17 protein-coding genes are annotated in these 19,351 nt (G+C 56.5%); 7 read left to right on the top strand and 10 right to left on the bottom strand.

Annotated elements, in window-relative coordinates:
- Positions 1-150: 150 nt before the first annotated feature.
- Both SR894_RS02565 and SR894_RS02560 read right to left on the bottom strand, forming a co-directional pair.
- On the bottom strand, positions 151-630 hold the full coding sequence (locus SR894_RS02565; protein ID WP_223287956.1) for a hypothetical protein: 480 nt from the start codon (positions 628-630) through the stop codon (positions 151-153).
- The gene (locus SR894_RS02560) at positions 627-932 is read right to left on the bottom strand and encodes a nucleotidyltransferase family protein (RefSeq protein ID WP_088698345.1); all 306 of its coding nucleotides are present in this window, start codon (positions 930-932) and stop codon (positions 627-629) included. The genes SR894_RS02565 and SR894_RS02560 overlap by 4 nt, the downstream gene beginning before the upstream one ends.
- A gap of 143 nt (positions 933-1,075) precedes the next feature.
- On the opposite strand from SR894_RS02560, the gene bioB reads away from it, so the two are divergent.
- Genes bioB through bioA form a run of 6 tightly spaced genes read left to right on the top strand, consistent with a single transcriptional unit; the run spans position 1,076 to position 6,763 of the window.
- Positions 1,076-2,152: a biotin synthase BioB gene (gene bioB, locus SR894_RS02555; protein WP_223287957.1), complete on the top strand. Its 1,077-nt coding sequence runs from the start codon at positions 1,076-1,078 to the stop codon at positions 2,150-2,152.
- Positions 2,145-3,302 (top strand): 8-amino-7-oxononanoate synthase, encoded by a 1,158-nt coding sequence (gene bioF / locus SR894_RS02550; protein WP_223287958.1) that lies wholly within the window; start codon positions 2,145-2,147, stop codon positions 3,300-3,302. Before bioB ends, bioF begins: the two co-directional genes overlap by 8 nt.
- Positions 3,284-4,030 (top strand): alpha/beta fold hydrolase, encoded by a 747-nt coding sequence (locus tag SR894_RS02545; protein ID WP_223287959.1) that lies wholly within the window; start codon positions 3,284-3,286, stop codon positions 4,028-4,030. The genes bioF and SR894_RS02545 overlap by 19 nt, the downstream gene beginning before the upstream one ends.
- Positions 4,027-4,809, top strand: a complete 783-nt coding sequence (locus SR894_RS02540) for a methyltransferase domain-containing protein (RefSeq protein ID WP_223287960.1) — start codon at positions 4,027-4,029, stop codon at positions 4,807-4,809. The genes SR894_RS02545 and SR894_RS02540 overlap by 4 nt, the downstream gene beginning before the upstream one ends.
- Entirely contained in the window at positions 4,806-5,495 is a 690-nt protein-coding gene (gene bioD / locus SR894_RS02535; protein ID WP_223287961.1) for a dethiobiotin synthase, read from the top strand. Before SR894_RS02540 ends, bioD begins: the two co-directional genes overlap by 4 nt.
- Positions 5,492-6,763 carry an adenosylmethionine--8-amino-7-oxononanoate transaminase gene (gene bioA, locus SR894_RS02530; protein ID WP_223287962.1) on the top strand — a complete coding sequence of 424 codons (1,272 nt, stop codon included), beginning with the start codon at positions 5,492-5,494 and terminating at the stop codon, positions 6,761-6,763. Before bioD ends, bioA begins: the two co-directional genes overlap by 4 nt.
- 119 nt (positions 6,764-6,882) lie before the next feature.
- Here bioA and SR894_RS02525 read toward each other — a convergent pair whose 3' ends face one another.
- The 6 genes from SR894_RS02525 to SR894_RS02500 all read right to left on the bottom strand — a co-directional run bounded on the left by SR894_RS02525 (position 6,883) and on the right by SR894_RS02500 (position 13,858).
- The gene (locus tag SR894_RS02525; protein WP_133730875.1) at positions 6,883-7,596 is read right to left on the bottom strand and encodes an SIR2 family NAD-dependent protein deacylase; all 714 of its coding nucleotides are present in this window, start codon (positions 7,594-7,596) and stop codon (positions 6,883-6,885) included.
- 43 nt (positions 7,597-7,639) lie between these two features.
- Positions 7,640-9,400 (bottom strand): bifunctional isocitrate dehydrogenase kinase/phosphatase, encoded by a 1,761-nt coding sequence (gene aceK / locus SR894_RS02520; RefSeq protein WP_133730876.1) that lies wholly within the window; start codon positions 9,398-9,400, stop codon positions 7,640-7,642.
- Positions 9,401-9,482: 82 nt separating this feature from the next.
- A complete protein-coding gene (locus SR894_RS02515; RefSeq protein WP_133730877.1) occupies positions 9,483-9,977 on the bottom strand; it encodes a CIA30 family protein in 495 nt (164 codons plus the stop codon).
- Positions 9,978-10,061: 84 nt separating this feature from the next.
- Positions 10,062-11,501 (bottom strand): ethanolamine permease, encoded by a 1,440-nt coding sequence (eat, locus tag SR894_RS02510; protein WP_223287963.1) that lies wholly within the window; start codon positions 11,499-11,501, stop codon positions 10,062-10,064.
- A 115-nt stretch (positions 11,502-11,616) separates the two neighbouring features.
- On the bottom strand, positions 11,617-12,453 hold the full coding sequence (gene eutC / locus SR894_RS02505; RefSeq protein ID WP_223287964.1) for an ethanolamine ammonia-lyase subunit EutC: 837 nt from the start codon (positions 12,451-12,453) through the stop codon (positions 11,617-11,619).
- A complete protein-coding gene (locus SR894_RS02500; RefSeq protein ID WP_223287965.1) occupies positions 12,443-13,858 on the bottom strand; it encodes an ethanolamine ammonia-lyase subunit EutB in 1,416 nt (471 codons plus the stop codon). The genes eutC and SR894_RS02500 overlap by 11 nt, the downstream gene beginning before the upstream one ends.
- Positions 13,859-14,085: 227 nt before the next feature.
- Here SR894_RS02500 and SR894_RS02495 point away from each other — a divergent pair, with 227 nt between their 5' ends.
- A complete protein-coding gene (locus SR894_RS02495; RefSeq protein ID WP_133730881.1) occupies positions 14,086-15,033 on the top strand; it encodes a helix-turn-helix domain-containing protein in 948 nt (315 codons plus the stop codon).
- 78 nt (positions 15,034-15,111) lie between these two features.
- On the opposite strand, the gene mdoH is transcribed toward SR894_RS02495, so the two are convergent.
- Together mdoH and SR894_RS02485 are read right to left on the bottom strand one after the other, a co-directional pair.
- On the bottom strand, positions 15,112-17,655 hold the full coding sequence (gene mdoH, locus SR894_RS02490; RefSeq protein ID WP_223287966.1) for a glucans biosynthesis glucosyltransferase MdoH: 2,544 nt from the start codon (positions 17,653-17,655) through the stop codon (positions 15,112-15,114).
- On the bottom strand, positions 17,648-19,234 hold the full coding sequence (locus SR894_RS02485; RefSeq protein WP_223287967.1) for a glucan biosynthesis protein G: 1,587 nt from the start codon (positions 19,232-19,234) through the stop codon (positions 17,648-17,650). Before SR894_RS02485 ends, mdoH begins: the two co-directional genes overlap by 8 nt.
- Positions 19,235-19,351: the final 117 nt, after the last annotated feature.

Below are 19,351 nucleotides of genomic sequence, written 5' to 3'. Positions count from 1 at the left end.
TCCAGAGGGTGAAAAAGCCAAGAGTGAAAAAGTTAAAACAAGAACTAACGAGAATGGAAAAGGGCGCAGAGTATAAAGCAGGGTAGCGCTGATCAGCTAGGCACTTTGTCATAAGAGCAGAGCCATAAGAACAGGGCTATAAGGAAATGATTACGCGATAGAAGAAAGCGCAAGCTTTTGGTCAATGCGCTCCAGAATAGAACCCAAACTGGCTACTGACTCAATCGCCAACATCAGGATCGCCGCATTTTTATCGGGGTCATCTGGATATTCATGGGCGAAGCGATTGCGCAGTATTCTAAGCGTTTGCCATTGCTCACTGTTTTCGATGTAGCCCAGCTTTTCCAAGCGGTGAAGCTTATCTAGCATGGGGCGATCCTCATAAGGCTCCTGTAAATACAGCAGCACAGAAGGGAGCAATCGCGTACCAATAGCATCCTGCAATTTGCCAAACCGAAGCACGAATTGATCCAGGCTTTGGATCTCTGCATCACTTAGTCGCGTAAGGCGCTCGCCGGTAATAGGTAGCGACGCTTGCAAAGACGACAACGCATAGTCAATGAAATGCCGATGACGCTGACACTCCCGCCAAGCATCAAGTAAACGCTGTTGCGAAATATCTTGAGTCATAACGCAATACCTGATTGTTCGGCTATGCGGAAAATGGCTGGGTAGTGACCTCTATTGGGGTAGTCGATCAACATATCGATTTTTTGTTCGCCCAGCGCCTGCTGAAGTTGCACCTGACAACGCATTTCGGCCCGGACGATATCATTAACATCCTGCATGTCCGTGGTGATCAGTAGGTCGATATCACCGCCTCGACGGCTGTCATCCGTACGCGAGCCAAATAGCTTCACCCGTGCCTTGGGGCCGAAACAGCTTTTTACTGACTGGACGATCATTTGGCGCTGATAGTCGCTCAAACGCATAGTAGCTCACCTAGGGTGGGGTTATGCAAAGGCTAGCATATTTCCTCGCCACCACCGTAAACCTAAAAAACCTCCAACGTTGACACCCAAAGCGCAACGCCGCTAAAGTCTCGTCAACTATTAAAGTTAAAAAGGTTTACACCATGACCGTGCCCCACGAGCGATTTCACGAACAGCGCCACGATTGGACGCTAGAAGAGATCAACGCGCTGTTCGCGCTGCCGTTCAATGATCTGCTGTTCCAAGCCCAGCAGGTTCACCGGGCCCACTTTGATGCTAACGCGGTGCAGGTCTCTACCCTGCTGTCGATCAAGACCGGCGCCTGCCCGGAAGACTGCAAGTACTGCCCGCAGTCCGGCCACTACAACACCCAGCTGGAGAAAGAGAAGCTGCTGGAAATTGAAAAGGTGGTCGAACAAGCCAAGGCAGCGAAAGAAGCCGGTGCCAGCCGCTTTTGCATGGGTGCCGCCTGGCGCAGCCCGCGGGATAAGGATTTACTGCTGGTCGAAGAGATGGTTCGACAGGTGAAAGCGGTAGGTCTGGAAACCTGCATGACGCTGGGGATGGTCGACGGGGAACAGGCCAGTCGCTTGGCCACGGCAGGGCTCGATTACTACAACCACAACCTGGATACCTCGCCGGAGTTCTACGGCGAGATCATTACCACCCGCACCTACTCCGACCGGCTGGAAACGCTCTCCAACGTGCGCGATGCGGGCATGAAGGTCTGCTCTGGCGGGATTCTCGGTATGGGCGAAGATGCCCAGGATCGTAGCGCCCTGCTGCAACAGCTGGCCAAGCTATCGCCGCACCCTGAATCCGTGCCGATCAATATGCTGGTGAAAGTGCCCGGCACACCGCTGGAAAATGTCGAAGACTTAGACCCCATTGAGTTCATACGCGCCATTGCGGTCGCCCGCATCATGATGCCGCAAAGCCATGTGCGTCTCTCCGCTGGCCGTGAGCAGATGAACGAATCGACCCAGGCGCTGGCGTTTTTGGCAGGTGCCAATTCGATCTTCTACGGCGACAAGCTGCTGACCACCGGCAATCCCCAAGTGGATCGTGACCGTGCGCTGTTTGCCAAGCTGGGCCTGCACCCTGAAAAGCGCGAAACCTGCGAGAGCGAAGATACCCAAGCGGCACGCCTTGCCCAACAGGCACAGCAGCAGGTGCACGCCGAACGGGTTGCCGAGCTGGCGGTAGACGCCAGTGTCTAAAGCGTGGCAACAGCGCCTGGCCGACGCCCGCGCTCATCGTCAACAGACGGAGCGCTGGCGCACTCGACAGGTAGCCAAAAGCAATACCCTCGACTTTGCCGGTAACGACTACCTGGGTCTTTCCCAAGACCCACGCGTTAGTGAGGCCCAGGCAGCGGGCGCTCGCCGTTACGGTGCAGGTGCAGGCGCTTCGCATTTGGTCAATGGCCATCTGGAGGTTCACGACGCCCTGGAAGAAGCATTAGCACGCTGGACAGGCCGCGAACGTGCGCTGCTGTTTTCTACCGGCTATATGGCCAATCTCGGCGTGCTGCAAGCATTGGCTGATCGCCATACGGCTATTTTCCAGGATCGCCTCAACCACGCATCGCTAATTGATGGCGCTGCGTTAAGCGGTGCCCGCTCGCGGCGTTTTCATCACCGCAATACCCGTGACTTGGAAAACTTACTGGCGCGTAGTGAGTGCGCGCACAAACTCGTGGTCAGCGATGGCGTTTTTAGTATGGATGGCGATATCGCCGATATTGCCACGCTTGTCGAAGTGAGTCAGCAGCACAACGCCTGGCTGATGATCGATGATGCCCACGGCGTTGGCGTGCTTGGCGATAATGGTAGCGGCTGCGTGGGCAGCACCTGGAATAGCGTCGAGGTGCCGATTTTGGTCGGAACCTTAGGCAAAGCGTTAGGCACCGGCGGAGCGTTTGTTGCCGGCGATACCGAGTTAATCGATCACCTGATCCAGTTTTCCCGCAGCTATGTCTATACCACCGCCCAGCCTCCGGCCATCGCCGCCGCGACGTTAAAAGCGCTGGAGATCGTTCAGGGAGAACCGGAACGCCGCGCCCAGCTAAATGCCAATATCGCTTACTTTCGCCATGAGGCGCTGCACCTGGGGCTACCTCTCAGCGATTCGGCCACCCCCATTCAGCCGCTGATCCTGGGAGAGGAAGCGCGCACCCTAAGTTGGGCAGTGCAGCTCCAGCAACAGGGTATACAAGTGGGGGCGATTAGACCGCCAACGGTGCCCAAGGGTGAGGCCCGTCTGCGTGTGACGTTAAGCGCTCGCCATCAGCACGACGATATTGACCAGCTATTAGCCGCGCTCCACCACTGCCAGCATCAAGAGGCGTTATGCAGCCCCCGCGTTTAATCCTGCTCTCTGGCTGGGGAGTCGACCAGCGTATTTGGCAGCCGCTTGAGGCGCATTGGCCCACACACCTAGCAGCCCAGGAGGTGGAGTGGCCTGGCTACGGCGATGCGCCCCCGCTGGGGGCCAACGCGACGCTGGAAGAGCTGTCAGGCGCTATGGCCGAGCCGTTAGCTAGCGATGCAGTCTGGGTCGGCTGGTCATTGGGCGGACTACTCGCTACGGCGCTACTGGCATACCTCCCCCCACCTCGGGGCCTGATTCTGCTTGGTGCGGGAGATGCTTTCTGTGTCAAAGACGAGGTCAGCGCCAAAGGAGGCGTCACTAGCGCCGAGCTGCACGCCTTCCAACGCGCCTTTCAGCGCGATCCCACCGCGACGTGGCAACACTTCTTGCGCTGGCAGACCCAAGGGGAGCCCAACCCCCGGCAGGCTCACCGGCAACTACGTGATTTATTAGGCGATACCCCGCCCGCCGACAGCATCACCTTGGCTACCGGCCTGCAGTGGCTGGGGTCGATTGATAATCGCCCACGCCTAGTGGCTTCCCCTTGCCCGGTGGTACGTCTCACCGGCGAACATGATCCATTAATCAGCCCCGCCCAGCGCCGCATAAGCGAAAACTTAAACGGTGTCGGCCACTGCCCGATGCTCTCGCAGCCCCAAGCACTCGCCACCACGATTGGCCATCATGCCCACCAGATGGCTAACGCCACCATGGCGGTTTTATGAGCGACCTAATGCTGAACAGTGAGGCCAACTGGCAGGCACTGGTCGCCCACGCCTTTTCCCGGGCTGCTCCCCGCTATGATGTGCTCGCCACTGCCCAGCGCCAAATAGGCGAGAAGCTTTGGGGTTCGCTACCTCCACACGCTTTTAACGTGTTGGATATGGGGTGCGGTACCGGTTACTGGACTCAGCGGTTGGCTGAACGTTACCCGAATGCTCGTATAACGGGGTTAGATTTAGCCCCCGGCATGCTGGAACAGGCCCGCCAGCGCCACGGTGAAAGCATTTATTGGCAACCGGGCGACGCTGCGGCACTGCCGTTTGGTAAGCATGCATTTGATCTGGTGTTTTCCAACTTGGCGGTGCAATGGTGCCCCGACATTGGCGCGGTGATGGAGGAGCTTTACCAGGTTCTCACACCCGGCGGGCAGGCGCATATTACGACGCTGCTGCCCGGCACCCTGGAGGAGATCGCCTTTGCCTGGCAGCGCCCGGAGGCGCTGCTGCAAACACCTGATCGCGCCAGCGTCGAGAGAGCCATCGGTGAAAGCGGCTTAACCATTGCCCGCCAGGCGGCCACCGTTGAGCGCTTCTATTACCCTGACTTGAAGGCGGTGATGGCATCTATCAAAGGTGTCGGCGCCCAGATTGCCCGGCCACAGGCCAGCCTTAGCCGAAATGACGTCGCCGCCGCACAAGCGCGCTTTGAACAACTCCGCCAGCCGGAAGGCCTACCCGTGAGCTACCACTGCTTAACGCTGCACTTGGAAAAATCGCTATGAACGTCTGGTTTGTGACTGGCACCGATACCGATGCGGGTAAAACATTGGTGACCAGCGGATTGCTATATGTCGCCCGCCAACAGCAGTTGAGCACGCTGGGCTTAAAACCTATCGCTTCGGGCAGCCAAGCGACGCCTGAAGGCCTGCACAATAGCGATGCTCTCGCCCTTCAGCATCAAAGCGTGCCGCCGGTCGACTACACCACGGTTAATCCCATCACCTTTGCCCCCGCCATCGCGCCTCATCTTGCCGCGTTAGAGGTCGGCAAGCCGCTCAAGATTAGCGCCATCGTTAGCTTGCTGCACGAAACGCTTAACCAAACATCCAGAGACGTCACCCTGATTGAAGGCGCCGGTGGCTGGCGCGTACCGTTAAACGCACAGGAAGATTTCGCCGACCTGGCGATGGCGCTTGAGCTACCGGTGATTCTGGTGGTTGGCCTAAAGCTAGGCTGCTTGAATCATGCCCGCTTAACGGCAGAAGCCATTCGCGCCGACGGCTTGGTAGTAGCAGGATGGGCAGGCAGCGTGGTAGATCCCGCTTTTGCGGCTGACACAGCCCGCTTTGAGGCCAATATTGCCCATCTAAACGCCAAACTCGCAGCCCCCTGTTTAGGCATTATTCCCCATCTTGATGCCCCCGACGCCGCGAATGCCGCCCCCTATCTCTCCCTGGAGCCGTTATGAAGTCACCGGTTTGGCACCCCTATGCCCACTTAAAAACCCAGACGCCCGCACCTAAGGTGGTTGGCGGTGACGGTGCTCACTTTGTGCTTGAGAGTGGCGAGCGCTTACTGGATGCCACCTGCTCCTGGTGGTGCATGATTCACGGCTACGGCCACCCCCGTTTGGTGGCGGCCATTCGCGAGCAGGCAGGCGAGCTGTGCCATGTGATGCTTGGCGGCTTGACGCATGAGCCCGCCGATCAATTAGCTCGTGAACTGGTGCGCATTACCCCGGACGGGCTGAATCATGTGTTCTATTCAGACAGCGGTTCGGTGGGTATGGAAGTGGCGATGAAAATGGCCCTTCAATACCAGGTACTCACCGGCCACCCCGGCAAGCAAAAGATGCTCTCGCTGATGAAGGCCTACCACGGTGACACCACCGGCTGCATGGCAGTATGCGACCCTGAAGAAGGCATGCACAGTCTGTTCGCCAGCCTACTGCCCCAGCACCATTTTGCCCCGGCCCCCACGGCCCCATTTGATGCCACCGCTGAGCAGGTCGAGCACGATCTTAGCGCCCTGCGTTGCGTACTTGAGCGCCACCATGATGAGATAGCCGCGCTGCTCATGGAGCCGCTTTTACAGGCAGCGGGCGGACTCAATATGACCTCCCCGAGCTATGTCATTGGCGCCCGCGAATTGTGCGATGAGTTTGGAGTGCTGCTAATTTTTGACGAAGTCGCCACTGGCTTTGGCCGCACAGGAAAACTGTTTGCCGCCGACCACGCGGGCGTCACGCCGGATATTCTGGTGCTTTCCAAAGGCTTGACCGGCGGCTATTTGGGTCACGCCGCAACGCTCGCCACGGATCGCGTCCACGATGCCTTTATCGGCGATACTCCCCACCACGCCTTTATGCACGGGCCTACCTTTATGGGTAACCCGCTGGCCTGCCGGGTGGCGCTGGAAAGCCTGCGGGTTTTTGAAGGCGAAAACTATCTCGGTAAGATTGCTCATTTAAACCAGATACTACGCCGTGAGCTTTTAGATGATGAGGCGCTGAACGCACATCCGGACGTAGCCGACGTTCGAGTACTCGGCGCCACCGCCGTGATCGAAGCGCACTCCACCGAGGCGCTAAAGGGCGTAGGCGTTTTCGCCCGCGAGTGCGGCGTTTGGCTGCGCCCCATTGGCCGCTGGCTGTATACCATGCCCGCCTATATCACCTCGGAAGCGGAAATTACCCAGATTACCGAGGTGATGAAGGCGTGGTTTAGCCGCCGCTAAGCGGCAGTGTCGTTAGGCCAAGAGCCCACTCGCGAGCTAAAGCTCCCTCCCACAAGTGGCTTTAGGCACCAGTACTGGTATCAGGTTGCGAACTATTGTGGGAGGGGGCTGAAAGCGCCCTAAGACAACAACAAATTACCCTGCTGCTTCCAGCGATTCACTAGCGCTGGCACGCCTTCTCCAGCGGTGGTGTTAATCGCCAGCACCCCCGGCGGGCTGAGGCTATCCGCCTCCGGGTCGACCAGTGCGCAGGGTGTGTCGTAGTCAATATATGAGAGCAGAGAAGCGGCGGGCATGACTGCCAGCGACGTGCCGACGACCAGCAGAAAGTCAGCCTGACTGACAAGCTCGCAGGCATCTTCAAACAGCGGCACCGACTCGCCAAACCAGACCACGTCGGGTCGAAGTTGGCTGCCCTTGTCGCACACGTTGCCCAGTTCGATGCCACCTTTCGGCAGCGGGTAGCGCATGCGTCCATCGATTGACGAACGTGCTTTTAAAATCTCGCCGTGTAGATGTAATACATGGCGAGAGCCTGCACGTTCATGCAGGTCATCAATATTTTGGGTAATGATACTGACGCTAAAGCCACCTTGCTCTAGTGCAGCCAGCGCTTTATGGGCGGCGTTGGGCTTGGCGCGACGGATCTGCTCGCGGCGCTGATTATAGAAATCCAACACCTGCTGCGGATTGCGCTGCCACGCCTGGGGGGTCGCCACATCCTCGACCGGATGGTTCTCCCACAGGCCGTCGCTAGCGCGAAAGGTTTTAATCCCGCTCTCGGCGCTAATCCCCGAGCCGGTAAATACCACCAAATGCGGGCTTGCTGCCATGCTTACCTCGTCGTTTATGTTCTACTGCGCCTTAAATAGAGGCCTAATATACTAGCTGGCCGATACTGCCCGCAAAACGCTGCTTATTACGGTAAGGATAAACGTCGATGACACGGCCATCGATGATGGCCTGCTGCAGTTCCAGCCAGTACTCCGGATCAAATAGCTCGGGGTGCTGGGCCGTGAACATATCCCGCAGCGCCTTATTAGCGAACATGAAAGGGCCAAACTCCTCTGGAAAAATATCGTTAGGGCCGATGGACAACGTATCCCCCCCCTGGAAGTCATTACCCTGGGATTTGGGTATATGCCGAAAACGACACTCGGTGAGGTAGCAGACTTCATCGTAGTCGTAGAAGATCACCCTTCCATGGCGTGTCACGCCAAAATTTTTCAGCAGCATATCACCGGGAAAGATATTAGCCGCCGCCATTTGTTTAATGGCATTGCCGTAATCCTTAAGCACCATCTCCTTCTCTGGGTCGCTACACTGTTCCAGATAGATGTTCAGCGGCGTCATCATACGCTCGGTGTAGCAGTGTTTGATAATCACCTTATCGTCTTTCAACACAACGGTTGAGGGAGCCACTTCCAGTAAGTGCTCCAGACACTCCGGTGCAAAATGATCCTGGCGGACAATAAAATTGGAGAATTCTTGAGTATCGGCCATGCGCCCTACCCGGTCGTGGCGCTTTACTAGCCGATACTTTTCGCGCACTACGGCGTGGGTCACGTCTTTGGCCGGATCAAATTTATCTTTAATGATTTTAAAGACGGTGCGAAAGCTAGGCAGTACAAACACCGCCATCACCATGCCGCGCACGCCTGGGGCGATAATAAACTGATCCTCGCGCTTCGCCACCTGACGATTCAGTGCCCGGAAAAATTCGGTTTTACCATGTTTGAAGAAGCCGATGGCAGCGTAGAGTTCGCCTTCCGGTTTGTGCGGCATCAGCTGCTGCAGGTAATCGACAAACTCCCTGGGTACCGCTACCTCAACTTGGAAGTAGGCGCGGGTGAAGGAGAAAATAATCGACACCTCGTCGGTTTCGATCAGTACCGTATCCAGGTGTAGGCAAGGGTCGCCCCCCTGCTGCTCGCCAAACCCTTCGCCATGGAGTACCGGCAGCACCAGCGGCACCTGCTCGCCGCCGCCCAGGATTCGCCCCACCAAATAGGCACCTTTATTGCGATAAAAGACGCTATTCAGCAACTCGATTTCAGCATCACCGGCGTTCAAAATCGCCGTGGGTAAGTGCTGCTGTAAGAAGGTGGCGCCGAGATGAGTATCCTGATCTATTTCCGCAAAGCGATTTTCGAAGGGGGCATCGATAAGCGCCCATTTGAGGGCAGCCTGCCAGTCGCCATTAACCTGTTTGCGACGGCATAGGTCAATTCCCGAGCGGTGGGCGGCATCCTCCCGGGAGCTATACACAAACATCCAGTCGTTGCGGATATGGCGATGATGGAAAATAGCGCAGAACAGCGAGTTAAAGAAGGTTTCAGCGAGCTCATAATCGAGTCGGTGGCTGATCAACTCAGCGTAGTGGTTGCGCGCCTCGCGCCAGCACTCGCAGTGAGACACCACCTCGGGATCAAAGGTACGCTTTAAGCGCCCCAGAGTGTCATCAATCTTTTCCTTATAAAGATTGATGCGCTCGGCGGATGCCTGCTGCGTTTCGCGCCACGCCGCGTCACGGAAACGACGGCTGGCATCGGCAGTGATCTCTTTAAAACGCGCGCGATACTCATCGAAGCCATGCAAAATCGTCGTCGCTAAGCGGTATGCAGGTGAGTGCTTCACGGGCCGGGCTCCTGTTTATTTTCACCAGCTTGGCGTAACCGGAAACGACATGCGAGACGACCTTGGTTGGGTAGCCCCCTTCTTAGCTCACTGACGCAATACGTTTGAGCCGTAAGCAAAAAGGCCCCGCGGTGCGGTCAGCGATTAAAAAGCCGAGTTGGTGAATCTCGCTTGGCGTTACTGCTGGGGCGTCACTCAGTATCGTTCCCCGCCGCACCGCTTCAAAAGCATCCCATGAGAAGTGCAGCGTCTCCCAGGCATCTTGAGAAGGCGTAAACTTCACTCGGTACGCTGAGGCATTGCCAAGGGAGGTGCTTTTCAGGCGCAGTTGATAGGTACGTCCATCGCCGCGCACGGTCAGCGCTATACCCTGGGCATCCGCCAGGGTGGGTTCAAAACCGTTGGGCTCGCGCCGAACGGAGGCAAAGCCACCGCCGTTTTCCAGTGACACCTCGCCATGAAAATGTCCTTCGCCATCAGTAACGCGAAAAGCGCTCCTTGAAACGCCTCCCATTACGTCATCATCAACGGCATACCAGCGCTGCTGCTCGCTGGGACGATCAAATGTCAACGTCATGACGACTCCTTTATCATTAGCCAAAAAAGCCTCTTTGCCGCAGGGCAAAGAGGCTTGTTTAGCCTAGGCGATTAACCTCGCAAATTACAGCTTCGCTGTCGTGACAGCTGGGTCTGAATCACTACCTTCCAGATCTTCAGGTGAAGCGACCACCAGCGCAAACTCCTCCTCGGCGGTTTTCGCTACGAGGTGATGCTTGCTGTAGAGGAAGAAGTAGGCTGCGCCAACAATGAACAGCACAATGGTGTAGTTAAAGGCGCGTGGGTCGAAGGCGTATACCCCGGTGAGCGCAACCAGGGAAAGCACCAGTGCAATCCCTGAGGTGACGACACCGCCAGGGGTTTTATACGGGCGCGGCAGGTCGGGTTGTTTTACCCGCAGTAGAATATGGCTGAGTGCCATGAGCGCATAAGAGATCGTCGCACCAACCACGGCCATGCCCAGCATCAGGTCGCCTTCACCGCTCAACGACACCAGAAAGCCAAACACACCGGGCACGATCAGGGCCAGATAGGGCACTTTACGGCCACTGGTCAGCGACAGGGCCTTGGGGAGGTACCCCGCCCGTGAGAGCGCAAACACCAACCGGCTGTAGCCATAAATAATCGAGAAGAAGGAAGCAATTAGCCCCGCCAGGCCCAGCACGTTCACCACGGTTGCCAGGGTCGGATTGCCCGCTGCGTTCAACGCATCCACCAGCGGCACGCCGCTTTGACCGATCATCTCGGCACCCGCCGCACCGGCCAGCAGCACCACCACTAACAGCGCCGTGAACAGCAGAAACAACATCGCGCCGATAATGCCTTTGGGCATGTCCCGGGCAGGATCTTTCGCCTCTTCGGCAGCAAGCGGTACGCCTTCCACCGCTAGAAACAGCCACATACCAAAGGGTAGTGCCGCCCAGACGCCGTACCAGCCAAACGGCATAAAGGTGCTCGCACCCGCCGCATCGGTGGGGGCAATATCGAACAAGTTGGCGGCATCAAAATCTCCGATCAGTGCGACGGCGGTGGCCAGGATAGCAAACACTGCCAAGCCACTGATGACCATCATGACTTTTAGCGCTTCCCCCACACCCGCCAGGTGAATGCCGATAAACAATGCGTAGAAAATGAGGTAGACCAGCGGGCCGTTGATACCCAGCAACGACTCTACGGCGGCACCAATGAAGATCACAATGGCCGCCGGTGCCAGGGCATACTCAATCAATACGGCCAGCCCAGTTAGATAGCCGCCAGCAGGCCCCATTGCCTGACGGGCAAAGCTGTAGCCACCCCCAGCCGCGGGTATCGCCGCCGACATTTCGGCAAGTGACAGCACCAGCGCCAGATACATTAACGCCATCAGACACGCGGCTATCGCAAAGCCACCCCAGCCAGCTTCAGCAATACCAAAGTTCCACCCGGCGAAATCACCGGAAATTACGTAGGAAACCCCGAGGCCCGCCAGCAACATCCAGCCAGCGGTGCCTTTGCGCAGTTGGCGTTTAGCCAGATACGCTTGATCTATCGTTGGTTGTGTCATCGTTTTGCCCTTTAAGTGTGGAACGAAATCGTCGTCAGCGGCGTGCTGTGGTTTACTAACGTTGTTCCGTTTTGTTGTGTGATCGTTGTTATAGGGTGTCGCTTGCTGGGTGACGTTAGTCCGCCACCAGGAAGTTACGCGTCGAGCCTGATGCGGAGTCTCCTTCCAGCACATCGTCTTCACTGCGGTCTTTCAGCTTAACGCCCGACAACTTGAGCTGGCGGGCCTCTTTTAACAGCAGAAAAAAGCGCCGGGCGGCCTCTTCTACTTGCAAACCCGCCGGGCGTACATTGGAGATGCAGTTGCGCCGGTCATCCTTAAGCCCGGGTTCCGGTGCCCAGGTCATATATAGCCCCAGGCTATCCGGCGAGCTTAGCCCCGGCCGTTCGCCGATCATGACGAGCACGGCGTCGGCATTGAGCAGGGCGCCAATTTCGTCGCCAATCGCTACTCGCCCCTGCTCGACAATAGTCAGCGGCGCTAGCTGCCAGTCGACGGCATCGCTGCTCAGCATCTGGTAAAGCGCGCTAAGAAATGAGGCACTGTTTTGCTGTACAGCCAACGCCGAAAGCCCATCGACCACGACAATCGCAAGGTCATAGCGCTGCTGAGACGCGGCGGCTTTCTGTAGGTGCTCACGGGTTTCGTCGTTAAGGCGACGGCCATAGTCGGGCCGCTGCAGGTACATAGCGCGATCCTGGGCATGGCTGTGCAGACGAATCGGAGCCCCAGATAAACTCAGGGCCTGGGTCAGCTCTGCGGAGAGCGCTTCCACATCAAGCGGACAGTGAACCGCATCCTGTGCTTGGGCGTGAGCCAACTGAAATGCCAGCAGCTTGCTGGTCGGCAGGCTGACCCCAGCACGCCCCAGGCCAATTCGCGCGTCGGTAAAGGCATTCAGCCGCTCCCAAGGGTTCTCCACTACGATGGGGGATGATGGATCATGTGCCATGGCGCGGCTCCTTAGGCAGGTGGCGCAGGCTGTTGGCAAAGGCGGCGGGCAACTGGTCATTGAGCCGGTGGGTGCTGACATCCTGGAAAATCTGCATCTCTTCGAGCCAGCGCTCAAACTCCGGCGCGGCCTTGAGCCCCAGTACCCGCCGTGCATAGAGCGCGTCGTGAAAGGAAGTCGTCTGGTAATTGAGCATGATGTCGTCAGAGCCGGGGATACCCATAATGAAGTTGCAGCCCGCCACGCCCAGCAGCGTGAGCAGATTATCCATATCATTCTGGTCGGCTTCGGCGTGGTTGGTGTAGCAGACATCGCAGCCCATGGGCACGCCCAGCAGCTTGCCGCAGAAATGGTCTTCGAGCCCGGCGCGGGTGATTTCCTTGCCGTCGAACAGGTACTCGGGGCCGATAAACCCCACCACGGTATTGACCAGCAGCGGATTGAACTTGCGCGCCACAGCGTATGCGCGGGCTTCGCAGGTTTGCTGGTCGAGCCCGTGGTGAGCGTCGGCAGAGAGCGAGCTACCCTGGCCGGTTTCGAAATACATCACGTTGCTCCCCACCGTACCGCGATTGAGCGACTGGGCCGCCGCTTCGGCTTCGGCGAGAGTGCTCAAGTCAAAGCCAAAACTGCGGTTAGTGGCCTCGGTGCCGCCGATCGACTGGAATACCAGATCCACCGGGGCTCCCTGCTCGATCGCTTCCAGCGTATTCGTTACGTGGGTAAGCACACAGGACTGGGTGGGGATTTGATACTTCTGGATCACTTCATCCATCAAGCGCATCAGCTTGACACTCTGGGCAACGTTATCCGTCGCGGGATTGATGCCAATCACCGCGTCGCCGCTGCCGTAGAGCAGGCCATCCAGAATACTGGCCGCAATGCCGGTCACATCATCGGTGGGGTGATTGGGCTGAAGCCGGGTGGAAAGCCGCCCCGGCAGGCCAATCGTATTGCGAAAGGCGGTGGTGACCCGACACTTTTTGGCCACCAGAATCAAATCCTGATTGCGCATCAGCTTGCTGACGGCAGCGGCCATTTCGGGGGTAATCCCCGCTTTTACTTCTGCTAACACCTCACTGGTAGCGTGATCGGAGAGCAGCCAGTTACGAAAATCGCCGACGGTGAGGTGACGGAGGGGAGCGAAAGCGTCGGCGTCATGGTCATCGATAATCAGCCGAGTGATTTCATCCTCTTCGTAGGGGATCAAGACCTCGTTCAAAAAGGTGGTGAGCGGGAGTTCAGCCAATACCATCTGAGCGACCACGCGCTCTTCGGCGCTCTCCGCCATTACCCCGGCCAAACGGTCGCCGGAACGGGGCGGTGTGGCTTTAGCCATTAGCTCTGCCAGGCTTGCAAAGCGATAGCTGCGGCTCCCCACCGTCGTGTGATAGGTCTGCGTCATGGGGCCTTCCTTTTTTATATTTCAATTTCTACGTATATTTCAGACACAGCGTCACGGCATGCGCGTTGAGGTATAAAACTTGCTTGTTTCTACCATAGCGCTATCACTAGAAAGGGAGTATCGAGTTTTGGCAAACCCTTCAATATTTAATAAATTCAAATAAATACAAAAAGTTAAGGCGTTAACCAGGCAGTATTGGGCGCGTATTACGTCTTGAGGAGATACCCATGACCACGCTCGACAGCGCATTTGCACCAAAAAGATGCGTCCAGGAAGCGTTTGATGCTGATGAGCACGCGCAAAACCTGACGCGTTGGCAGCAGGAGTACGACCAGCTCAGTCCTGGCAGTTTCTATGGTCGCCTGGATGAAGTGGCATTAGAGACGATGCAGGTGTTTAAGGAGTACACCGGGCAAGCGCTACGCCAGGACTGTCGGGTATGGCCAAATTCGCTGTGGATTGGGATTCCCACTACTCGTCAAGGCACGCGTATCAATGGTCAAACGCTTAGCGCGGGCGAGGTGATGTGCCGCCCCGGCGGTCGGGATTTTGAACTGGTTACCCCACAGGCCTTCGATATCTATGGGCTGGTGATCCAGTTGCCCGCATTGACCGCGGCGGCTAAACGGCAGGGGGTGCGCCTGGATAAACGCTGGCAAGTAAAGCCGCGTCGGCAAGCGGCTGGCGAAACGCTCAATGCGGTGTCATTTCTTATTGAACGTCTCCTCACCAGCCAGACCCTGGCGATCGCTAGCCATATTCATCAAGACATTCTGCTGATGGCGTTACTCGAACTGCTGCAGGGCGAGCAGCCTGGCGCAGAGCTGCCACCCAGTTACACTCATCGTAAGGAAGTGGTAGACCGGGTTAAACGCTATGTTGATGAGCACTTGGATGGCCCGGTGACGATGGAGGAGCTTTGTCAGCTCACTCACGTTAGCCGCCGCACCCTGCAGTACAGCTTTACCACCATCCTGGGCATCAGCCCGCTGCAGTTTTTACGCCTGACCCGGTTGAACCGCGTGCGCCGGGCGCTGCGCGCGGCATCTCCGCAGCAATCGGTCACGGAAATAGCCACCTACTGGGGATTTTGGCACTTGGGTCAGTTCGCCCACGACTACAAGCAGCAGTTCGGGGAGAGCCCGTCGCAAACGCTCAGTGCAAAAACGTTCTGAGCGAGTCAGCGAGCGGCAATATAAGCCAGCCTCTCAGCCGGCCTGATTAAATACGAGAGTAGCTAAAAAACAGTCAGCTTAGTTGAAGGTTGGGAGGTGCTTGGATTCACGGCCTGGCAGACCACAGTCAAACCAACTGTGATGCGCCTTGCTGTCTTCCCAAACGTGATAGTGCAGTTGCGACATCATCACCGGGTCATCTAGAAAATCCAAACGCTCCAGCTTACTCATTGCCGCAGGCCCCATCCTGGCTCCGCGTGCAACCCGTTCGGCCCGACACTTGCGTATTGGCTCGGCATCGGTATGCCGTGATGTCCCTAAAGCAGTGGCCAACGCATTCGGCACAGGATCTACCACCATTTGGGCAAAAGAGGGCGCCGCCATTCCAGTATTCATGCGGGTGAGCAATCTCACCATGCGCCGCAACACACTGGGCGGCTGTGTTTCTTCTGGAATCCGGAAAAGCCGCTTTTGAAAGCAGAACCGCCCTAACGAGACACGGCTCGACAGGGCCGATACCGGGATAGACAGCATCAAAGCGAAGACGATGGGCGAGAGCCACCAAAGAAATGTAGGCTCCATAACGTAAACACCCGCTGCCCAAACCGCCCCTATTAGGGTTTGACTCCAATGTGCGCGGAAAGCATCCCCCCACGTCGTGTCGCTATTTTCACGTGATGGTGAGCGCCATTGAACCGCCCACCCCATTAATGACGTCAGCACAAAGCGGGTGTGAAACAGCATCCTTACTGGCGCTAATAGCATCGAGAATAGCGACTCAAGAATCATACTTTCCAATACCTTGAGTGGCCCGCCAAATTGACGACTCCCCTGTATCCACACCAGCAACACGCTGAGCAGCTTAGGCAAGAAAAGAAGTAACGCCGTAACACCGAACAACCCCACCGCTAAGGTTGGATTCCACTGTGGCCAAACAGGAAACAACATTCCCGGCTCAGGAAAGTAGTCGGGCGTGCTAAAGGTATGCACTGCTAAAAGTGCGGTAGAAAGCACTAAAAAAAGACACCATAGCGGCGCTGAAAGATAAGACATTAAACCGGTCAGGAAAACGGCACGATGGACAGGGTGGATACCTTGCGAGAAAAACAGCCGGAAGTTCATCAAATTTCCGTGGCACCAGCGTCTGTCGCGATTGAGCTCATCCAGCAGATTAGGCGGCATTTCTTCAAAGCTGCCTTCCAATTTGTAGGCAATCCATACCCCCCAACCGGCTCGCCGCATCAGCGCCGCCTCGACAAAATCATGGGATAGTATCTCACCCGACATCGAGCCTTTACCGGGCAGTGGCGCCAGTATGCAATGCTGCATAAACGGGGCGAGGCGAATGATCGCGTTATGGCCCCAGTAATGCGACTCACCCAATTGCCAAAAATGGAGCCCGGCAGTAAACAGCGGTCCGTACACCCGTGTCGCAAACTGTTGCATCCGAGCGTACAGATTGAGGCGCCCCGAAGCGCGTGGTGCTGTTTGGATAATGCCGACTCTGGCGTGCACCTCCATCATTTGCACCAGTCGCGTCAGGCATTTGCCGCTCATGACACTATCGGCGTCCAACACCACCATATAACGATAGAGCGCCCCCCAGCGGCGGCAAAAATCGTCGAGATTACCGCTCTTGCGTTTGACTCGACGCTGTCGACGACGATAAAAAACCTGACCGAAAGCCCCAAGATCACGACATAACACCAGCCAGGCATAGGTTTCTTGAATGGCAATATCGGGATCGGACGTATCGCTCAGAATGAAGATGTCGAAATGCCGGTCATTGCCCGTACTGCGCAGGGATTCCAGGGTGGCGCGCACCCCGGCAAAAACCCTGGCAACGTCCTCGTTACAGATTGGCACCAATAGCGCTGTGCGTGCCTCATCATCAATCGGCTCGTCGCCCACCTCGCTGTCAATGGCGTAGCGATCATGGCTTCGTAATAGCTGGAAAAACCCCATCAAGGCGGTCCAAAATCCGGCGGATACCCAGGCGAATAGCAACACAAACAGCGACAGGATAGTTATCTCAAGCCACTGAAGGCCCTGGCCAGGGAGGACGGTACGCATGTGATTGGCGGCGATGATACTTTGACCGAAAATAAGCACCAGCAAAACCCAACGACGCCTGGTGGCGACCCACTTCCAGGAGGCGGAGGGTGACTCTCTTCTGCGCCGACGAAAATCACCATTTGCCCAGCGCTTAAAGCGGCGACCAATATTCACGAAAGGATTGGTCGACCACTGCTGGGGTGCCAACGGCGTTCGCTTCATAGGTGGCGCAGTTTGCAGGCGGGTAGTGCCGACGGTGTCCGTAGACAGCACGTCTGGCGGCGCTAGCGGCGGCTCTGCATAGGCAAGCGCCAGGCGTCGACCTACTGACAGCGCTGCCGGATCACTATTGCCATCACTCTGCCCATTGCTTTGCCAATTTCTATGCCCCTCACCATGTCCATCACTATCCTCGCTCAACGCAGCGTGTAGCGACGCCATGTCGTGCTTATCTAGATCACCGACCAGTAACTTGTAGCGCTCCTTACGATCCTGGGTTTCCAACGCCAAGCGCTCTAAATAAATATCCGTTGGCGTTGCCTGCGATGAAGACATCATTTCAGCCATTAGCGGGCAGCCTGTAGTACCAGGTTTCGGACATTTGCTTGCCATCGAGCATTAGCTTGGCCCTGATATCCAAAGGCTGGCTGCCATTGCTACGTGTTACGTTGACAAACACACGCCAACCGTTAGTCGCCGGGTTATAAACAACGCGACTATTGGCTAATTCGCCATTATCGCCAACGCTTGCCTCAACGCTCATATTTGCATCGCTGCCGATACCGGAAAGCGAGGGCCCGATAAAATCGAGGACAAAAGCGAGTGTCCCGTCGGGCTCGCGCACCAGGTTATCGCGGATCACTTCTCCCCGTGAGCGACGCGTTTCTTCAACCCACGCAAGCTGAGGATCAAGGTGACGGCTTTCATCGGTTGTGAACGTAATACGGTAATCGAATGCCAGCGGTGTTCCCGGCTCCTGCGCTTCATCAGCCAGCCACATCGATACGATGTTGTCGTTGGTCTCGTTGTCTGTCGGAATCTGAATCAGCTCAACACTACCGGCCCCCCATTCGTTTTGTGGCTCGACCCAGGCACTTGGGCGCAGATCATAGCGTGCGGCAATATCCTGATAATCGCTAAAATTGTGACCACGTTGCATCAAGCCATAACCGCGTAACTGAGGCGTTGCCTGTCTATTCATCATCAATCTGGCTGGATTGGCCAGCGGGCGCCACAGCCAGCCATTCTCAGCATCATTGATCAAAAGGCCATTAGAGTCGTGGATTGCCGGGATATAGTGTTGTGTCGAAGAGGGCTGCTCTGGGCCGTAAAGGTACATGCTGGTTAGCGGCGCTATCCCAAGCTTCTCGACAGCCCGGCGCAAGTATAGGCGCGACTGTACGTCTACCAGAGTGTCGTCTCCGGGACGTAGCACGAAGCGGTAGGCACCGGCCACGCTAGGTGAGTCAAGCAGTGCGAAAATAGTCAAGTACTGGCTTTCCGGGCCAGGTTCGACGATCCACATTTCCGTGAAGCGAGGGAACTCCTCTCCCGAAGGTAGCCCTGTATCAACGGCAAGTCCTCGCCCTGAAAGCCCATAAACCTGCCCTTCGCCAATAGCGCGAAAATAGCTAGCCCCCAGAAAGACCATCACCTCATCATTGCGCTCACCTTCATTGAATGCATGGTTGATCCTAACACCGGCAATGCCAAGGCCATCGCTATTCTTCACTTCCTCGGAGATGCCTAAATCACCGTAGGTAAAGTCGTCGGGATTATAGGCAAAGCCATGTACCCCGCCCTCCTGATCAATGCTGTTTAATTGGATTGCACTGTCATAATGCATTCCCTCATGGATAAAGCTCAGTGTGAACGGTGCGCCTTTACCGCTCCACACATCGCGATCTCGCTTGAACTGTATTTGCGAATACTCCGTATAACTGAGTTCACGCAGCTCATCAGGCAGAGATGTTTCCGGGGCTCGGTAGCCCTGCTGTGCTAGCTCCTCTGCCTTTCTAGCGACATCATCGAAGCCAAATGCAAAAGCCTCAAGAGGAATGCTTCCAACCAGCAGGCCACCCAGAACGGCGGCTGAACAAAAACCTTTGCAGCTTGAAATCTTACTTAACTGGGTCGATCCACTCATTTAGCGTCATGCTCCTGTGCAATCCTTTGACTAAATTCAAATTCGCTTATTTGTCGAATCGACATACGATAGAGTCCATTCGATCAGCTAAATGCGTCCTTTTGATTTTCTCACCAT

The sequence above is a fragment of the Vreelandella neptunia genome (genome assembly GCF_034479615.1).
Lineage (GTDB): Bacteria > Pseudomonadota > Gammaproteobacteria > Pseudomonadales > Halomonadaceae > Vreelandella > Vreelandella neptunia.
Note: the sequence above shows the minus strand (reverse complement) of the source record. Positions and strands in the feature narration are given on the sequence as shown.

What these genes read in the sequence shown, in the direction of transcription:
- SR894_RS02565 (WP_223287956.1), bottom strand. Translation starts at nt 630, where the DNA reads ATGACTCAAGATATTTCGCAACAGCGTTTACTTGATGCTTGGCGGGAG.
- SR894_RS02560 (WP_088698345.1), bottom strand. Translation starts at nt 932, where the DNA reads ATGCGTTTGAGCGACTATCAGCGCCAAATGATCGTCCAGTCAGTAAAA.
- bioB (WP_223287957.1), top strand. Translation starts at nt 1,076, where the DNA reads ATGACCGTGCCCCACGAGCGATTTCACGAACAGCGCCACGATTGGACG.
- SR894_RS02545 (WP_223287959.1), top strand. Translation starts at nt 3,284, where the DNA reads ATGCAGCCCCCGCGTTTAATCCTGCTCTCTGGCTGGGGAGTCGACCAG.
- SR894_RS02540 (WP_223287960.1), top strand. Translation starts at nt 4,027, where the DNA reads ATGAGCGACCTAATGCTGAACAGTGAGGCCAACTGGCAGGCACTGGTC.
- bioD (WP_223287961.1), top strand. Translation starts at nt 4,806, where the DNA reads ATGAACGTCTGGTTTGTGACTGGCACCGATACCGATGCGGGTAAAACA.
- bioA (WP_223287962.1), top strand. Translation starts at nt 5,492, where the DNA reads ATGAAGTCACCGGTTTGGCACCCCTATGCCCACTTAAAAACCCAGACG.
- SR894_RS02525 (WP_133730875.1), bottom strand. Translation starts at nt 7,596, where the DNA reads ATGGCAGCAAGCCCGCATTTGGTGGTATTTACCGGCTCGGGGATTAGC.
- SR894_RS02515 (WP_133730877.1), bottom strand. Translation starts at nt 9,977, where the DNA reads ATGACGTTGACATTTGATCGTCCCAGCGAGCAGCAGCGCTGGTATGCC.
- eat (WP_223287963.1), bottom strand. Translation starts at nt 11,501, where the DNA reads ATGACACAACCAACGATAGATCAAGCGTATCTGGCTAAACGCCAACTG.
- eutC (WP_223287964.1), bottom strand. Translation starts at nt 12,453, where the DNA reads ATGGCACATGATCCATCATCCCCCATCGTAGTGGAGAACCCTTGGGAG.
- SR894_RS02500 (WP_223287965.1), bottom strand. Translation starts at nt 13,858, where the DNA reads ATGACGCAGACCTATCACACGACGGTGGGGAGCCGCAGCTATCGCTTT.
- SR894_RS02495 (WP_133730881.1), top strand. Translation starts at nt 14,086, where the DNA reads ATGACCACGCTCGACAGCGCATTTGCACCAAAAAGATGCGTCCAGGAA.
- mdoH (WP_223287966.1), bottom strand. Translation starts at nt 17,655, where the DNA reads ATGGCTGAAATGATGTCTTCATCGCAGGCAACGCCAACGGATATTTAT.
- SR894_RS02485 (WP_223287967.1), bottom strand. Translation starts at nt 19,234, where the DNA reads ATGAGTGGATCGACCCAGTTAAGTAAGATTTCAAGCTGCAAAGGTTTT.